Origin of the sequence: Kribbella sindirgiensis, from assembly GCF_004331435.1 — a bacterium.
Taxonomy (GTDB): domain Bacteria; phylum Actinomycetota; class Actinomycetes; order Propionibacteriales; family Kribbellaceae; genus Kribbella; species Kribbella sindirgiensis.
In genome coordinates this window covers 1-15,839 of the sequence record NZ_SJKA01000027.1, presented here as the reverse complement: position 1 = coordinate 15,839, position 15,839 = coordinate 1, and the positions used below count along the sequence as shown (strand labels likewise).

Genomic DNA, 15,839 nt, shown 5'->3' with positions numbered 1-15,839 from the left:
CATGCACCGCCGAGCCGTCATCGCCACGCTTCTCCTACTGACTTTGCTCGGCTGCAACCCCGACACGACGAACAAGACCGCTCCGATTCCGAGCGGCGATGTCTGCGAGCGAGTACGTCCGCAACTCGCCGGCAACTGGACCACCGACAGCGCCGACAGCGCCGACGGCGGCGACAGCGGCGGACCCAAGCTCGGCGCCCCGCTGTCGGACACCTGCGCTCTCGTGGACGCCGACCAGCAGACTCACCGGATCTGGGTCAAGGTCTCCATCCTTCCCGTGACCGACGAGCAGGCGGTCGCGTACCGCAAGGCCGACGAACTGTCGGCGGCGCGCCTGGGGTACGCCGCGAAGGTCACCGACGGCGGCCTGGGCAACGGTTCGTGGGCGCTCAACCCGGCGGCGGCCGCTCCCTGGCTCGTGTTCCGCACCGAGGGTCGTCAGGTCCGGCTCCGGGTCGACAACGACGGCGCCGGAACTATGGACGAACTCCGATCGATCGCCCGGAGGATCGCCGAACTTCCGGGCGGCCTGCCCGCCGCGCCCCTGACGACAGTCCGGCCTGAATGCGACCGCGGTACCGCGGCGGCCGAACACGTTCTCGGCGCGAAGGCCGTCGTCCGGCGCGATGCCCTCGTCGACCAGCAACTCTGGTGCCAGTGGGGTTCGGCGGCCCGTGCGGTCTGGGTCACCGCGGGCCGGGCAGGTTCCGGCAACGCGTTCAGCTTCAACATTCTCCAAGAGAACGCCAAGTCGAACGAGTCGCATCGCGTGACGGTCGGCACAGAAGGCTGGCAGCAGACCCAAGGCTTCCTGGTCTTCAAGACCGGCAAGGGCGTGTACGTGGCGATCGCCTCCGCGCCGATCGAACAGATGCGTCCAATTCCGATCGTGATGCTGGCACGGGCGATCGAGCCGGCCTACTCCTGACTGTTGCGGGCGGCAACAAACGCCCGGGCGACACGGGTGATGAGGTCGTAACGGATGGGTTTGTCGAGGGGGAATTTGAGGGTGCCTTTGCCGGAGCGGTAGGGGGTGAGGGCTGCGGTGAGGGGCTGGTCGGTGGGTGGGATGGGGTAGATGGCGATGTGGGTCTTCCAGGCGCTGAAGTGGAGCAGGGGTGTGCCGTCGAGGGTGATGGTCGGCATCTGGTAGCTGATCTTTTCGGCTGCGTCGGGTACGGCGGCGTGGATCGTACGGCGTACCTGGTCGAGCACTCCGCGGACCAGCGCACGTACTGCGTCCGCGCACCGACCGCGAGCTGAGACGCCCAATGCAGTTGCGCCTGCCCGATGTGCTCGGCCGTCGCCCGGCAACTCCACTCGATCGTCCCGGCCCGCACACCCCAATCAGCCTCCACCGCCGACCGCAGCGCCCCCATCACGCATCCGCGGTCCTCGAGTCGTGGATATCGGCGGTCCAAGCGCAGCCTCGATCCACGACTCGACGTTCCGGCGCCCAACCAAACGCCACGACTCGGAGCGATCCCGGACGGCCGTGTTCGGGAGGGTGTGCTGAGGTCAGGCGGGGCGGTGGAGTGAGGTTTGGGTTTCTAGTGCCTTGATCAGGTGGGTGGCGATCTTGGCGTGGCCTTCGACTGTGGGGTGGACCTGGTCGGTGCAGTCGGCTTCGGTGATCCAGCCGGTGGAGTCGACATAGACCAGGTTCGGGTCGTCGAGGGACTTCACCGCGGCCTCGATCGTGTCCGCGTGCTTGCCGTTGAACGGGGTCAGCGACACGATCGTCGCGGCCGGGTACGCCGCCCGCACCCGGCGTACGTAACCGGCGTACTCCTCGACCTCCAGCGTCGGATCGTTCACGCCGAGGTTGATCACCACCACGTCCGACGGCTCGACCCGCTCGGCCGGCGAGCCGGCGAAGTTCCACCCGAACGAGTCGGCCCCGGCCGGCACCTCGCCGTTCCCCGGCTTGCTGATCCCCTGGCTCCCGAACCCGACCTGGTACGACGTGGCGCCGAACGCGCGCGCGGTCAGATACGCGTACGACGTCGTACCGTCCGCGCCCTCCGACTCCGGGTGCTCGCTCAGCGACCGCACGCCCTGCGTGATCGAGTCGCCGTAGAACTCCACCCGGGGACCGCTCGGCCGGCCGCTGAGCCGCAACGCCGACCGTACGTCGAGCACCAGACCGGCGAACACGACCGCGCACTCGAACGGCGGGTTCCACCGGTTGACGTGCTCGTTGACGTCCTTCACCACCACCGACACCTGGTGCCGGCCATCGGGCGCAGACAGCTCGATGACTGGTCCTTCGAGCACGTGCAACGAGGGCTCGCCGTCGTCGACCGTGACCCACAGGTGCGGCGCCACGGTCAGCCCGTCGGTGTCGAACAGCAGTTGCACCCGCTCCCCGGCGTACGAGAACGAGATCCGCGACCCGGAGTTGACGGTGATCGCCACGCCGGGCTGCTGTCCCCACTGTCCTTCCAGGACGATGCGCGGATCGGACGGGGCGACGACCTCGCCTGGCTCGAACGGCACGGGCATTCTCCTTGTCTTCGGCGGCGATGCCATTCTGCCGAACGCATCACCAGCCTTCCTTCCGGGCCCGCGCCTCGAACAGCAGGATTCCGGCCGACAGCGCGACGTTCAGGGAGTCCGCCTGGCCGAGCATCGGGATCGACACCGCGTCGAACCCCTCGTCGTGCCACGCCCGCGACAGCCCCGACCCCTCCGAGCCGACCACGAACGCGGTCGGACCGTCGTACTGCGGGACTCGGTAGGTGCCCGTGGCGGCCGGATCGGCGAGGTGCACGCGGAACCGGTGGCTCCGCAGCCACGCGGCCGCGGACGGGATGTCGTCGAACTCCACGATCGGGGTCGAGAGGACGGTGCCGCGGCTCGCGGAGTACACGGCGGGGTGGGTCGGGCGGGCGCGGCGGCTGGTCAGGACCAGGCAGTCGGCGTTGGCGGCGTCCGCCGTGCGGATCAGGGTGCCGAGGTTCCCGGCGTACTCGACGCCGTCGGCCACCAGGACCAGGGACCGGCTGGTGAAGCGGAACGTCTGCGGCCGCCACTCCGGGACCCTCGCGATCGAGATCAGGCCGTCCGAGCGGGTCTTGCGGGACAGCCGGGCGAGAAGCTTCTCCGAGATCCGGTACACCTCGGTGGCGCGGTCGGCGATCCGATCGACGACCGCCGGACCGGCCTCGGGGCCGGCTTCAGGGCACCAGAAGAAGGCCTCGATGGTGGCGGTCGTGGTCAGCAGGCGGTCGTGTTCCCAGGTGCCTTCGACCATGATCCGGCCGGGCGAACCGTCCTTGCGGAGCGCGAGCAGGTCACGGACACGAGGGTGTTGCGCGCCGATAGAGCGGACAAAAGGGTGCACAGTCATGTGCAGGCTCCGTACGGAGAGAATCAGCAAGCGCGCCGGGGACCCAGGGGGTCCACTCCGGCGGGGCGACACCAAGAGGGTGCCGTGGTACTGACGCGGCCTTCCCGACCGCGTCAGCCAAGGATTCTCATCACACCTCGGATGGTAGGCAGCCGCAGTTCCGCCGTCATCCGGTTTTCCACAGGCCGGTGGCGGGCCGGTTTTGGTCTGTCGGTGCGGGTGGTTAGAGTCCTTTTCTCACGGGAGGGAGTGCGGATGGACGCGACACTGCTCGACGCCGAGGCCGACGCGGCGGTGCTGCGGGTCTACCGTCAGGTGTTCGCCGTGCTCGCCCGCGAGGCCGGCGCGATGATCGTCGACCCGGATCTGCTCGACGCCGACCAGGCGATCCTGGACGCGTTCGCCGAGGCGGGCAGCGACGGGCTGACCGTCGAGCAGGCCACCCTCGCCTGCCGGGCGTATCCGCACGACGTGATCGTCCGCCGCTTCGAGGTCCTCCGGCAGTACGGCGCGATCACCAAACTCGTCGACCGTCCGAACGAGTTGCGGCACCGCGCGGCCTTCGCGCCGTACGTGATGCTGATGTTCCTGCGGCGGATGTCCGTCCAGGGCGGTCAGGGCGAGCTGCACCAGCTGCTCACCCTCGAGGCGCACAGCGTCAGCGACCCGCAGGCGACGGCCGACGACGGCAGCGCCTCGATCGGCCGCCTGACCAAGGTCTTCCGCCTGCTCGGCAACGAGCTCGCCATCCTGGTCTCGACCAGCACCACCGCCCAGCTCCGGGAGAACGCCCAGCTCGCCTGGGGCAACGAGCGCCTGATCGAGCAGGCCGAGAAGGTGCACCGGCTGGTCCTGGACCGCTGGCCCGAGCTGCACCGCGACTGCACCTCGCTCCGGATGGCGCTGGCGGCGTACGCCGATGCTGTCCAGCTCGCCGCCGGGCGCCTGGTCGAGCGCGCCGGCACGACACGGGCGCTCGGCCTGCTGCCCATCGAGACCTGGTTGACCTTCTCCCGGGGCAGCGATCCCGGCACGCTGGCCGCCGTACTCGACGGGCTGCTGTTCGACGCCGCCGCGCCGGACTTCTCCGCGCAGACGATGGTCGAGGCAGTCGAAACGGGACGTCGCAGCGGGACGGCGCGGATGGCGCCACCGCGTCCGACGGCGGATGCGGACGCTCCGGAGTCCGCCGCCGCGACGGACCGTGAGGACCTCCGCGCCGAGGCGGAGCGGGTGCTCGCCGGGCGCCCGAGCGTCGACATCGTCGAGGTCATCGACGAGGCAGGCGACTGGATCACCGCGCGCCGCGTGCTCGCCGAGCTGACGGCGGCGCACCTGCACGACGAGCTCGACTACGAGCTGGTGTGGTCCGACGGCATGCGGATCGACCCCACCGCCGGTACGCCGTGGGCGACCGAAGGCGTGTTCCGCCGGGTGGTCCGATGAGCACCGAAGCTGTCGAGCGGCGGCTGTACAACGCGATGTGGTGGGCGAAGGTGCAGTCCGCCGGGCCGCTCGAGGTCGACCCGGACACGCCCGCCGTCGCCGGTCTCACCCGTGCCGCGGCGCCGGACGGGTCGTCGGTCTGGCTGGTGCCCACCCTCCCGTCCGGCGCAGGTCACGGCGTGCTCGACGAGCTCGACGCGCCGCCGGTCGCCGTCGAGCAGCCGAACGAGACGGCCCGCATTCTCGCGATCTGCGTCGCCTGCTGCTGGACCGACCGCAGCGCACCGGCCTGGCCCGGTTCGACCGGCACGCTCGCGCAGGTCAGATCCGTGTACGCCGGGATGCGCGGCCGCCCCGAGCAGTCGAGCGATCTCACCCTGATCATCGGCAGTCTGCGCCGCCTGCACGCGACGCACTGGCTCCTGTGGGACGACAAGGCCGCCGAGGTCCGCCTCGGCCCGCGCGTCATCACCTGGACCGCAGCCGACCTCACCACCCTCCGAGACCTCTGCCGCCACCTCCCGGAGCCGCCCGCCGCCGTGTTGTCCCCGCAGGTGTCGCCCGTGGACGAGCAGGAGCTGGAGGAATCGGATGAGTGAGCAGCATGCGTTGTTCGATCCGTTGCTCCAGGACCTCAGCGACCGCTCCCGGGACGAGGTGCTGGCCGCGTTCAGCGCGGTGCAGTACGCCGCGCACCCGGTCGCCGAGGTGCAGCTCGCCGGCCTCCGTGACGTCACGCTGCGCCGCCAGGTGCAGCGCATGCTCAAGCTCATCGGCCGGACCCTGGTCCACGTCGACGGCACCCATTGGACCGCGGGGTACGACGACGACATCGCCGCCAGCCTCGTGGCTCAAGGCTGGCAGCCGTTGTCCGTCGTCGACCGCGCGGTGCTGGTGCTCGTGCTGATCCATTCCGTCGCGATCCCCCGCAGCGAAGGAATCCTGACCGGTGACAGCTGGAAGTCCGCTCGCCCCACCACGGTCGACGAGCTGCGGACGACCAGGATCAGCGGCGAGGAGCGGCGCCTCGCTCTGCAGCGGTTGCGGGCCGCGGGGTTGATCCAGCTGTCCGGCGATCATTCGGGCGGGCCGTCGTACATCCCGGGTCCGCAGTTGCAGCGACTGACGCCGGCCGCACGTCGCCGCCTGCAGGACCAGCTGATCCTCGCGGCGGCGCCGGCCAGTCCGATCGCCGAAGCCATCCGCGCCCGCAACGGCGTCCCAGTCAGCACTACCACGGGAGGAGACGCATGAGCATTGAGGACGGACCGTTCGACATCCTCGGGTCCAAGGTGCTGCTCGGTGTGCAGGTCGTCGACCTGTCCCGCCTGTCGACGCACCCGATCCCGATGATCGGCCGCGGCCTGATCACGGTCGCCGGCCAGGGCCCCACCGACTCGAACGGCGCCGGCAAGTCGTCCTGGATCGCCGCGCTCAGCCTCCTGCACGCCGACGACCAGTGGCGCCTGACCAGCGGCGCGCCCGGCGCGGCCGAGCTGCTGTTCACGGCCGAGGCGGCCGGCCAGGAAGGCAACTGGTCGAACGTCGACCGCGGCTACATCGTCGGCGTCTTCTCCGACCCGGACCTCACCGACGTCGACGAGATCGAGGCTGCCGCGATCACGGTCTGGATCCGCATCAACCGCAAGGCGTCGTACATCGACCTGCGCTGGAAACAGGGTCTGCACATCCCGTACGGCGCGACCGAGGCCGAGCGGGCCGCCGGCGCCGACGCGTTGTGGGCCACCCTCCCGCACTCGAACGGCCGCACCGACTTCCACGCCAACAAGCTCTCCCAGGTGCTGTACGGCGGGCAGGTCCGGTGCGTCTCGTTCCTGTCGACGTCGGTGCGTTCCAGCCCGACCGCGAACCTGCTCGCCGAGCCGCTCAACGAGCTCGTCCCGGCCCGGATCTTCAACGCGATCGCGACCCTCACCGGTCTCGACCACGAGCTCGAGCAGGAGCAGGCGCACCGTTCGGCCGAGCACACCCAGCGCGAGGCGACCAAGCAGGCGACCGCGGACCTGCAGCGCTGGGAGCAGGAGATGGCGACCGTCGAGGCGGGCATCCTGCAGCGTGCGGCGGCGCGGGAAGCGCTCGCCGCGGCCAAGGAGTCCTGGCGGGCGCGCTCGGCGCGGCACCTGATCGACGGCTCCGCGCGGAACGACGAAATCCTGCAGGAGTTGACGGTTCTCGACGAGCGCGTCGCCGAGCAGGAGGCCCGGAAGGAAGCGATCGAGGCCGAAATCGATGCCTTTGGCAACGAGGAGGGCATGCTCCGGGACGTCCAGCTGACCCGCCAGGAGCGGGACAAGCTCGACGCCCGCGACCGGGAGCTCGACCTGGCGCAACGGTCGGTGCGAGAGCAACTGGAGCGTCTCGGGCAGGAGCACCGGCGGCTGCTGGAGGCAGGCCGTTCGGCGGACGGCCGCGACCTGGCCGTCGCGGCCGAAGAGCAGGCCGAAGCCCGCGAGGTCCTCGAGGAACACATCGGCCGCGACCACGCCGCACGGGTCGCCGTCGAGCACACGACGGCGGACCTGAAGGAAGCGGAGAGCGGTCAGACCGTCTCCGCGGCGCAGCAGCAGGTCCTGGAGAACGCGGGCATCGAGTGCGGTGCATTGACGGACATCACCGAGCTGCCGGAGTCCGATCGGGCGGAGTGGGAGCCCCGGTTCGCGCCGTACCGCGAGGCCGTGGTGATCGATGCGGGCGACGCGACGGTTGCGGCGACCGCGCTGGCCGACGCCGGGTACGCCGGATTTCTGCTGGTGCTGGCGAATCGCCCGGGCAGCAAGAGTTCCGCGAAGCGGGGTCCGAAGTCCGCGGACAAGCGGTTCGTGCTGGACGCGTTCTTCGCCGCGATCGGCGAGCGCGCGACCAAGGACAACGTCGACGACGTCGCCGGTGTGGTGGCGGTCGGGCAGTTCGACGAGCCGATCACCGGCCGGACCGCGCGGATCGAGGCAGCCAGGCGCCGCGTCGAGGCCGCCGTCGAAGCACGGTCGAAGGCGTCGGCGGCGCTGGAGCAGGCGCGGTCGCGGGTCGAGCAGGCAGAGCGTCGTACGGCGGCCGCTCGCGCGCTCGCCGATGCGGACTCGGTGCAGGAGCAGATCCTCGCGCTCCGCGAGACCGTCGACCGGCACGAGACCGACCGCGACACGCTCGCGCCGCAGCTGCAGGCGGCGAAGGAGTCCGCCGAGACCGCCGCCGGCCAGCAACTGGTCCGCGACGAGCGCCTGAAGAACCTCGAAGCGACCCGTCGCGACCACGACCGGATTCTCGACGAGCTGACCGGCCGCCGTCTCGCGCTGCGCGAGGAGCAGACCACGCTCGACCTCACCACCCGGACGACGGCCTGGGGCGGGACACCCGCCGAGGCCGAGGAGTTCATTCTCGGACTGGCCGACGACGCGCAACGCCGTACGACGGCCGACTGGAACCACCAGGCCTGTACGCAGCTCGACGACGTGATCCGCCGCTGTTTCCCGAACGCGCGGTCGCGTGAAGAGATCCCGACCGAGTTGTGGGAGATCCTGAACGGCCCGGACGGCTGGACGAACGGCACGCTCGGCGACCGCGTCGGCCTCGTGCCGGCGCTGCAGCGCACGCTGAGCAGCCACCTCGCCCAGCACGAGACGTTCGACAGCCTGCAGCAACAGCAGATCGCCAGCCAGCGTGCCGAGCGGAACGCCGCGCTCGAGCGCGCCCGCGAAGGACTCGGCGAAGCCGAGAGCACGGCCCGCGCGCACCGCGCGTCGCTCGCCGACGGCATCAAGGCCCGGCTCCGTCTGGTGTCACAGGAGTTCGACCGCCTCGACCAGCAGTACGGCGGGTACGGCGCGAAGCTCGAGTTCCCCGAGCCCGATCCGCCCGCCGAGCCCGACAAGCCGTGGCGCTGGACGGTCACGCCGAAGTGGCGCCGGTCCGAGGGAGGTCCGTTCTCGGCGTTCAACGTCAAGGGCAACACCGCCCAGATGGACGAGAAGGCGGTGAAGCTGGTGTGCGCGGCCGCACTCGCCGGCGGCTCCGACCGACCGCTGCTGCTGATCCTCGACGAGCTCGGCCGCAACCTCGGCTCGCAGCACCGTCGCGAGGCGGTGGCGCTGTTCGAGCAGATCGGCCGCGACCGGAACATCACCGTGATCGGTGCGCTCCAGGACGACATGGAGCGGTACGCGCTCGCCTCGTCCCGGCTGTACGTGAAGCTCCGGCGCAGCTCGGACACCATGCCGTACAACCAGGCGCCCGTGGTGAAGGGCAACGAGGACAACGCGGCCCGGGTCGAACTGCTCCGCGAGTGGATGACGTCGTACCGCGGTTCAACCCCGACCCTGGAACTTGCCTCGCCGACGCTCGCTTAAAGCTGGGTCCGTGCCCGGATCCCCCCGCCGGGCAGCCCACCCCCTGAAGCGGACGCCCCCTGGGCGCCGCTGCACCACCTTGACCCGGCCGGCGGCGGTCGGCATTTGGTGGGTGGGCGTCCGAAAGTCTGGGTTGGCGCCCGGGATCTCGGTCGCCAACCCTGTATCTCGGACGCCAACCCACCAAATGAGTGGCAGGCGCCCGACGCAGAGTTCGGACTGCACGCGTCAGATCTTCACGTAGTCCGACAATTTCCCACAGAAACAATCACGCGAGGTCTTGACCTGGTCGCGCGGGCCCGCATACTCACCAGGTGAGAGCGCTCTCTTCCTACCGCCCCAGGGAGATCCATCATGCTGTCGCGACTCCGCCTTCTGACGTTGGTGCTCGGCGTCATCGCCGTACTCCTGACGCCGCTCACCGCCAGCGCGTTCACCCCGAAGCCGCCGCCGTTGGCCACCCCGTGGACCAATCAGGTGTCGGTGACGAACCCACTCCCCGAATACCCGCGGCCGCAGCTGACGCGGACCGAGTGGCAGAGCCTCAACGGCGTCTGGCAGTTCGCGCCGACGAGCGATCTGAACAACCCGCCGACCGGGACGCTGCCCGAGGAGGTCCTGGTCCCGTACCCGATCGAGTCCGCGCTCTCCGGCATCCAGCGCCACGAGAACCGGATGTACTACAAGCGCACGTTCACCGTCCCGGCCGGCTGGTCGGGACGCCACGTGCAACTCAACTTCGGCGCGGTGATGTGGCAGTCGAAGGTCTGGGTGAACGGCACGCTGCTCGGCACGCACGAGGGCGGGTACGACGCGTTCTCGTACGACATCACGTCGGCGTTGCGGGCCGGTAGCAACGACATCGTCGTCGGCGTCTGGGCGCCTGTCGACACCGAGGACATCCCGCTCGGCAAGCAGCGCGTCAACCGCGGCGGCATCTGGTACACACCGTCGTCCGGCATCTGGCAGACCGTCTGGCTCGAGCCGACGCAGCCCACCTGGATCACCCGGCTCGACACGATCCCGAACGTCGCGGCCGGCGGACTGGACCTCACCGTGCAGGGATCTTCGCCCGGACAAGCTGTCCACGCGCAGGTGGTGTCCGGCGGTCAGGTCGTCGCGAGCGGCGTCAGCGGTACGTCGTTCCGCGTCGCCGTACCGAATGCGCATTTGTGGTCGCCCGACGACCCGTTCCTCTACGACCTCCGCGTGACGATGGGCAACGACTCGGTCGGCGGATACTTCGGGATGCGGTCCGTCGGCAAGGCGATGCTCGGCGGCTTCCTCCGGCCGACGCTGAACGGCAAGTTCGTCTACGCGCTCGGCACCCTCGACCAGGGTTACTGGCCGGACGGCCTCTACACCGCGCCGACGGACGACGCGTTGCGGTTCGACCTGGAGCAGCAGAAGGCGCTCGGCTTCAACATGGTCCGCAAGCACATCAAGGTCGAGTCGGCGCGCTGGTTCTACTGGGCGGACAAGCTCGGCCTGATGGTGTGGCAGGACATGCCGTCGCTGGTTGCCGGACGCAACGCTTCCGCGACCGGCGAGGCGCGGTACGAGTCCGAGCTGCGCCGGATGGTCGACAACCACCAGCAGATCACGTCGATCACGCAATGGATCCCGTTCAACGAGGGCTGGGGCGAGTTCCAGGCCGGCCGGATCGCCGACCTGGTGAAGAGCCTCGACCCGAGCCGGCTGGTCAACCACAACTCCGGTTCGAACTGCTGCGACTCGGATCCGGATCCCGGCAACGGCGACGTCATCGACGACCACCTGTACGTCGGTCCCGGCGTCGCGCGGGCGCCGTCGACGACGCGCGTCCTGCAGCTCGGTGAGTACGGCGGCCTCGGACTGCACGTCCCCGGTCACGAGTGGCCGAGCGGCAACAGCTTCGCGTACGAGATGCTGCCGACGCCGGACGCGCTGACAACGCGGTACGTGCAGATCACCAGCCAGCTGCCCGATCTGATCACCGGATCCGGGCTGTCCGGCTCGGTCTACACGGAGCCGACCGACGTCGAGGACGAGATCAACGGCTTCTACACCTACGACCGGCAGGTGCAGAAGATGGACTTCGCGCGGGTACGTGCCGTGAACCAGCAGGTCCTGGCCGCCGCCAACGGTACGACGCTTCCGCTTGGCAAGCTGGTGTCCTTCCGGGTCACCACCCCGACGTACACGAACCGGTACCTGCGGCACCTCGACGGTGTCGCGAACACCGAGGTCGTCGATGCGGGCAGCAACCAAACGCTCAAGCAGGACGCGACGTTCTGGGTCCGGCCAGGGCTGTCCAACAGCAGCTGCTACTCCTTCGAGTCGCGGAACTTCCCCGGCCAGTACCTGCGCCAGCGCGACCTTCGGATCTACAAGGAGGCCAACCCCAACGCAGCTGACGCCACCTTCTGCACGCATCCCGGTCTGAGCGGTGGCGGTACGTCGCTGGAGTCCGCCGCCCGGCCCGGGTACTACCTGCGCCATCGCAACTCCGAGGTCTGGCTGGACACCGACACCGGCGGCTCGTACCGCGACGACGCGACCTGGAACCTCGTCCCGGCCTGGTGGCGAAGCGGCGCGGACCTCGCCGTCGGCCAGAGCCGCACGTTCCGCGTGACCACGCCCGGCTACGCCGATCGAGTACTGCGGCATCGCGAAGGGCTGGCCCGGACCGACGTGATCGACGCCAACTCGTCGCTGACGGATCGCCAGGACGCGAGCTTCGTGATCCGCGCCGGCCTGGCCGAGAGCAGTTGCTACTCACTCGAGTCGGTCAACTTCCCGGGCCAGTACCTCCGGCACAGCAACTACCGCCTGCAGAAGGCGTCCAACGACGGCACCGACACGTTCCGCAAGGACGCCACGTTCTGCGCCCAGCAGCCACGCGTCGGCGGGACCGGCAACGTGTCACTGCAGTCGATCAACTATCCGACGTACTACGTGCGGCACGCGAGCGAGCTGGTCTACATCGCCACCGTCGGCGGCGCGAACGCGTGGGACGGCGGCGGTTCGTACGACGCCGACACAACCTGGACCAACCAGCCCGCCCTCGGAGGCTGACATGCGAATTCTGTTGGTGTTCGGCCTGCTGTTGCCGCTTCCTGTTGATGCCCAGCCACTTGATTCGCAGCCGCTTGCGGCACAGGTCTGTTCGGTTTCGTGCGACATGCTCGATCCTTCGCAGGCACAGGAGGAGACGTTCCCCGTACCCGAGAAGGTGATCAACGGGCGTCGCGTCGTACTGCACGTGTCCGACAAGGACGCGATGGCGTGGGGCAGCATCGACAATGGGTCCACCAACGACGCGGTCTGGCTGGACCGCAGCTGGGACGGCGGCGCGACCTGGGACGGCCTGCTCGGCAAGGCCTCGATCCCGTCCGGATGGACCGGCACGCGCACCCTCATGTACAACCTCGCCGACCCGGCCGGGCACCGGCGCGGCCTGATCCGCGCCTGTGGTGACGCGGCCGGCGTCGACTGCACCGCCTGGGTACACACCGCGGTTTGCGCGGCGGCCTGCGACGGTAGCTCCGGTCCGTCCGGCGACACCCAGCCGGTGCAGTCGACCACCCTGTCCAACCGGCGGATCTCGCTCCATGTCGACAATCGCGGGATGGCGTGGGGGGCTCTCGAGAACGGCACAGGCGGCGACGAGGTCTGGCTCGATCGCTCCTGGAACGAAGGCGCGTCCTGGCCCGGCGGCTCATCACTCGGCCGAACCAGCGTCACCGCCGGCGCCAGTGCAGCCACAACCCGCCTCTACGCGGCAGCCGACCCAATCTCCAAGCTGTACGGCGGCGCGGTCCGCGCCTGCGGGCGAGCCGTCGAAGGCCAGAACGGCAGCTGTACGGCGTGGGCGCGCCCTGCCTCCGACCGCACCGGTGCAGCCGCCGACGCGTTGATGTACTCGTATCAGCCGCACACCGCGTGGTGGCTGTCGAGCTGGTGGAACTCCGCGGTCGCGGTGACGACGCTGATGGATTACCAGCAGCGCACCCGACGTACCGATCTGCGCTGGATCGTGAACGAGGTGTTCGAGAAGAACAAGGGCGTGTTCCCCGCCGGCGAGAAGAGCGGCGACGCGCTGGAGGGGAACTTCACCAGCCGCGCGATCGACGACACCGAATGGTGGGGTATCGCGTGGATCGAGGCGTACGACCTGACCGGCGACCGTAAGTACCTGGACATGGCGGTCACCATCGCGAACTACGTGCAGGGGTACTGGGACACGAGCACGTGTGGCGGCGGCGTGTGGTGGGACCGCGAGCGCACGTACAAGAACGCGGTGACGAACGGGCTCTACATCCGGCTGGCCGCTGCGCTGCACAACCGGCTGGCCGGCGACACCGTCTGGTTGCAGCGGGCGACCGCAGGATGGAACTGGTTCGTCGGCAGCGGGATGATCAACTCCTCGAACCTGGTGAACGACGGTGTGACCGGCGCATGCACCAACAATGGCCAGACCGTGTGGACGTACAACCAGGGCCTGGCGATCGGCGGCGCGCTCGAACTGTGGCGGGCGACCGGGGACAGCTCCCTGCTCGCGAGGGCTCGGCAGCTGGGTGACGCGGCGATGTCCTCGCTCAGCCCGGGCGGGATCCTCACCGAGAGCTGTGATCCGGCCGGCACCTGCGACGACAACCAGAAGCAGTTCAAGGGCATCTTCATGCGGTACTTCATGGACCTCGCGGACGCCACCGGCGACGCGTCGTACCGGACCTATGCGCAGCGGCAGGCCGACTCGATCTGGCAGAACGACCGCGACTCACTGAACCGGCTCGGGCAGCGCTGGGCCGGCGGCGGCGCGCGGGACTGGCGTTCGCAGGCGAGCGCTCTGGGGGCACTGGTGGCAGCGGCACCGGCGGGCTGAGCTTGACACTTGTCCAGATTTCGATGTGTTGTTACCAAAATCGGACCCCGGTGCTGACCCCGCACCAGGGGGTGCAGCAGACTGGTCCGGTGACGTTTCCGGAGAGGCGCCGTAGCTGCTCACACCGAGTAGGCGGAGCTCTGGTCAAGCGGTCGTATGACGGCGTACCGTCACCTGCATCCGGCATCATGTCACCGTCCGGCGCGCCGTCGTGTCCGCCTGATCATGATCGGAGGGCGTGAATGGCTTCGTGGCTGCTCCGCGCCCAATGGCCGCATCGTGACGAGACCGTCGAGCACCGCGCGCTCCGGGTCGGCCGGACGCTGACCGCGGTGGCGGTCGCGTTCCCCGACGTCCACAACTGGACGCAGGACGAGCGCTGGGGGTACCACGTCCTCGAAGCCGACGGCTCCACTCCGCTCCAGGAGATGGTCGAGGCAACGACGAAGGTGCTCGCGAACGGTACGAGTACGACGCGGCTGCACCTGCAGAGCACCGGCGAACTACCGTGGCTGTTCGACCTGTCCATGGGCGGCACGATGACGACCGTCTCGGACCAGCTCACGCTGCACTGGAGCGACGAGGACGCACTGCAGCAGTCGGAACGCTTCGCTCAGGTCCTCCGCGCGGTCGTCACGATCTGGGAACCGCAGTGGGCGAGCATCGCCGACACCGAGCTCGCCGCGGCAGCCGGTGTCTTCCGGCGCGGGATCCCGATGATGGGGTGGCTCACGTACGTGCGGGGCATGGTGGCCGGCGCTCCCGGCATCGACATCAGCCTCACGCCGTACGAGCGTGGCACCCTCCTGCAGGCGCCGGTCTCCCCCATCGACCTCACACCGGTCCACATCTGCGCGGCAGCCGCACTCGTCGGCATCGCCCCCGAAGAGTAGCTACTCCTTCACCACCACGTGCCGATCCCAACGCTGGAGCTCGTCCACAGTCGGCACCTCGAACCTACTGCTCCACTCCGTGAGTTCCTCCCGGCTGGCACGGAACGTCGCCGGCGGCAGGTTCGCATTGCGCTTCTCCAGACGCTCCCACAGCACCTCGAACGGCAAATCCAGTACGACGAGCTCCGCACTCGCACCCAGCGCCTGCGCCCTGGTCCGGAACAGGTCTCGCTCCTCCTCCGACCAGCAGCCGTAATCGAGGATCACGTCCACCTCGAGGGTCAACGCCCTCGCCGCGACACCCCACAGCATCTCGGACTCCAGCACCCAACGCCGTCCGTCGACCTCGTTGGTGTTGAACAACGCGTCCATCCACTCATCCGGTGTCAACCGCAGCGCTTTCCGGTCCTCCTCGAGCCGTCGAGCCAACGACGTTTTGCCCGCACCCGGCAGACCGACGATCAACACCATTCCAGCCATGCCGGGAGCATAGGGCCAGTACGCCGTACAGGTCGTCCGATTTGTTCAAGACCCACACGGCCCTCGCGAGGCAGGGTGGATGTATGTCCAAGACCGAACTGACGAGTCTCCTGAATGTCGGCCCGCCTGTCGCCGACTACCTGGGCCGAGCGGAGATCACGCGGATCGACCAGCTGGCCGGCCGGGATCCTGCCGAGATCTACGAGACGATCTGCGAACGGGATCAGCAACGCCACGATCCGTGTCTCCTGGACACGATCATGTCCGCCGTCGACCAGGCGAACGGCAACCCGCCGCGGCCCTGGTGGACGTACACACCAGAACGCAAAGATGCGTAGAAATGTTAAGGGCCACCCCTAGTGGGGTGGCCCTTAACAGTGTGAATGTCCGGCGGCGTCCTACTCTCCCACGACCTCCCGGTCGCAGTACCATCGGCG

General features: G+C 69.2%; 13 protein-coding genes. 9 read left to right on the top strand and 4 right to left on the bottom strand.

What is annotated here, in order from left to right:
• The first annotated feature begins 1 nt into the window (after nucleotide 1).
• Nucleotides 2-928: a hypothetical protein gene (locus E0H50_RS39900; protein WP_131296363.1), complete on the top strand. Its 927-nt coding sequence runs from the start codon at nucleotides 2-4 to the stop codon at nucleotides 926-928.
• Here E0H50_RS39900 and E0H50_RS39895 read toward each other — a convergent pair.
• The 3 genes from E0H50_RS39895 to E0H50_RS39885 all read right to left on the bottom strand — a co-directional run bounded on the left by E0H50_RS39895 (nucleotide 919) and on the right by E0H50_RS39885 (nucleotide 3,352).
• Nucleotides 919-1,215: an iron chaperone gene (locus E0H50_RS39895; protein ID WP_238151669.1), complete on the bottom strand. Its 297-nt coding sequence runs from the start codon at nucleotides 1,213-1,215 to the stop codon at nucleotides 919-921. The genes E0H50_RS39900 and E0H50_RS39895 overlap by 10 nt on opposite strands.
• A 303-nt stretch (nucleotides 1,216-1,518) precedes the next feature.
• Nucleotides 1,519-2,505: an SGNH/GDSL hydrolase family protein gene (locus E0H50_RS39890; protein WP_420323274.1), complete on the bottom strand. Its 987-nt coding sequence runs from the start codon at nucleotides 2,503-2,505 to the stop codon at nucleotides 1,519-1,521.
• Nucleotides 2,506-2,545: 40 nt separating this feature from the next.
• Nucleotides 2,546-3,352: a TrmH family RNA methyltransferase gene (locus tag E0H50_RS39885; RefSeq protein ID WP_131296361.1), complete on the bottom strand. Its 807-nt coding sequence runs from the start codon at nucleotides 3,350-3,352 to the stop codon at nucleotides 2,546-2,548.
• Between the two features lie 255 nt (nucleotides 3,353-3,607).
• On the opposite strand from E0H50_RS39885, the gene E0H50_RS39880 reads away from it, so the two are divergent.
• From E0H50_RS39880 to E0H50_RS39850, 7 genes are all read left to right on the top strand, one after another.
• The gene (locus tag E0H50_RS39880; RefSeq protein WP_131296360.1) at nucleotides 3,608-4,798 is read left to right on the top strand and encodes a hypothetical protein; all 1,191 of its coding nucleotides are present in this window, start codon (nucleotides 3,608-3,610) and stop codon (nucleotides 4,796-4,798) included.
• A complete protein-coding gene (locus E0H50_RS39875; RefSeq protein WP_131296359.1) occupies nucleotides 4,795-5,397 on the top strand; it encodes a hypothetical protein in 603 nt (200 codons plus the stop codon). Before E0H50_RS39880 ends, E0H50_RS39875 begins: the two co-directional genes overlap by 4 nt.
• On the top strand, nucleotides 5,390-6,052 hold the full coding sequence (locus tag E0H50_RS39870) for a hypothetical protein (RefSeq protein ID WP_131296358.1): 663 nt from the start codon (nucleotides 5,390-5,392) through the stop codon (nucleotides 6,050-6,052). The genes E0H50_RS39875 and E0H50_RS39870 overlap by 8 nt, the downstream gene beginning before the upstream one ends.
• Complete coding sequence (locus E0H50_RS39865) at nucleotides 6,049-9,162, top strand: coiled-coil domain-containing protein (RefSeq protein ID WP_131296357.1); 3,114 nt, start codon at nucleotides 6,049-6,051, stop codon at nucleotides 9,160-9,162. Before E0H50_RS39870 ends, E0H50_RS39865 begins: the two co-directional genes overlap by 4 nt.
• Nucleotides 9,163-9,516: 354 nt before the next feature.
• Nucleotides 9,517-12,219: an AbfB domain-containing protein gene (locus E0H50_RS39860; RefSeq protein ID WP_131296356.1), complete on the top strand. Its 2,703-nt coding sequence runs from the start codon at nucleotides 9,517-9,519 to the stop codon at nucleotides 12,217-12,219.
• A 1-nt stretch (nucleotide 12,220) separates the two neighbouring features.
• On the top strand, nucleotides 12,221-14,029 hold the full coding sequence (locus tag E0H50_RS44120; protein WP_131296355.1) for a glycoside hydrolase family 76 protein: 1,809 nt from the start codon (nucleotides 12,221-12,223) through the stop codon (nucleotides 14,027-14,029).
• A gap of 242 nt (nucleotides 14,030-14,271) precedes the next feature.
• Entirely contained in the window at nucleotides 14,272-14,922 is a 651-nt protein-coding gene (locus tag E0H50_RS39850) for a hypothetical protein (RefSeq protein ID WP_131296354.1), read from the top strand.
• Here E0H50_RS39850 and E0H50_RS39845 read toward each other — a convergent pair whose 3' ends face one another.
• Nucleotides 14,923-15,402, bottom strand: coding sequence for a P-loop nucleotide/nucleoside kinase family protein (locus E0H50_RS39845; RefSeq protein WP_131296353.1), 480 nt, complete (start codon nucleotides 15,400-15,402; stop codon nucleotides 14,923-14,925).
• A gap of 83 nt (nucleotides 15,403-15,485) precedes the next feature.
• Between E0H50_RS39845 and E0H50_RS39840 the strand changes: the two genes are divergently transcribed.
• Nucleotides 15,486-15,740 carry a helix-hairpin-helix domain-containing protein gene (locus tag E0H50_RS39840; protein ID WP_131296352.1) on the top strand — a complete coding sequence of 85 codons (255 nt, stop codon included), beginning with the start codon at nucleotides 15,486-15,488 and terminating at the stop codon, nucleotides 15,738-15,740.
• The last annotated feature ends 99 nt before the right edge of the window (nucleotides 15,741-15,839 follow it).

Bases quoted from the DNA above. Each gene is read 5' to 3' on its own strand.
- E0H50_RS39875 (WP_131296359.1), top strand. From the start codon at position 4,795: ATGAGCACCGAAGCTGTCGAGCGGCGGCTGTACAACGCGATGTGGTGG.
- E0H50_RS39885 (WP_131296361.1), bottom strand. From the start codon at position 3,352: ATGACTGTGCACCCTTTTGTCCGCTCTATCGGCGCGCAACACCCTCGT.
- E0H50_RS39870 (WP_131296358.1), top strand. From the start codon at position 5,390: ATGAGTGAGCAGCATGCGTTGTTCGATCCGTTGCTCCAGGACCTCAGC.
- E0H50_RS39890 (WP_420323274.1), bottom strand. From the start codon at position 2,505: ATGCCCGTGCCGTTCGAGCCAGGCGAGGTCGTCGCCCCGTCCGATCCG.
- E0H50_RS39850 (WP_131296354.1), top strand. From the start codon at position 14,272: ATGGCTTCGTGGCTGCTCCGCGCCCAATGGCCGCATCGTGACGAGACC.
- E0H50_RS39880 (WP_131296360.1), top strand. From the start codon at position 3,608: ATGGACGCGACACTGCTCGACGCCGAGGCCGACGCGGCGGTGCTGCGG.
- E0H50_RS39840 (WP_131296352.1), top strand. From the start codon at position 15,486: ATGTCCAAGACCGAACTGACGAGTCTCCTGAATGTCGGCCCGCCTGTC.
- E0H50_RS39865 (WP_131296357.1), top strand. From the start codon at position 6,049: ATGAGCATTGAGGACGGACCGTTCGACATCCTCGGGTCCAAGGTGCTG.
- E0H50_RS39860 (WP_131296356.1), top strand. From the start codon at position 9,517: ATGCTGTCGCGACTCCGCCTTCTGACGTTGGTGCTCGGCGTCATCGCC.
- E0H50_RS39845 (WP_131296353.1), bottom strand. From the start codon at position 15,402: ATGGCTGGAATGGTGTTGATCGTCGGTCTGCCGGGTGCGGGCAAAACG.
- E0H50_RS44120 (WP_131296355.1), top strand. From the start codon at position 12,221: ATGCGAATTCTGTTGGTGTTCGGCCTGCTGTTGCCGCTTCCTGTTGAT.
- E0H50_RS39900 (WP_131296363.1), top strand. From the start codon at position 2: ATGCACCGCCGAGCCGTCATCGCCACGCTTCTCCTACTGACTTTGCTC.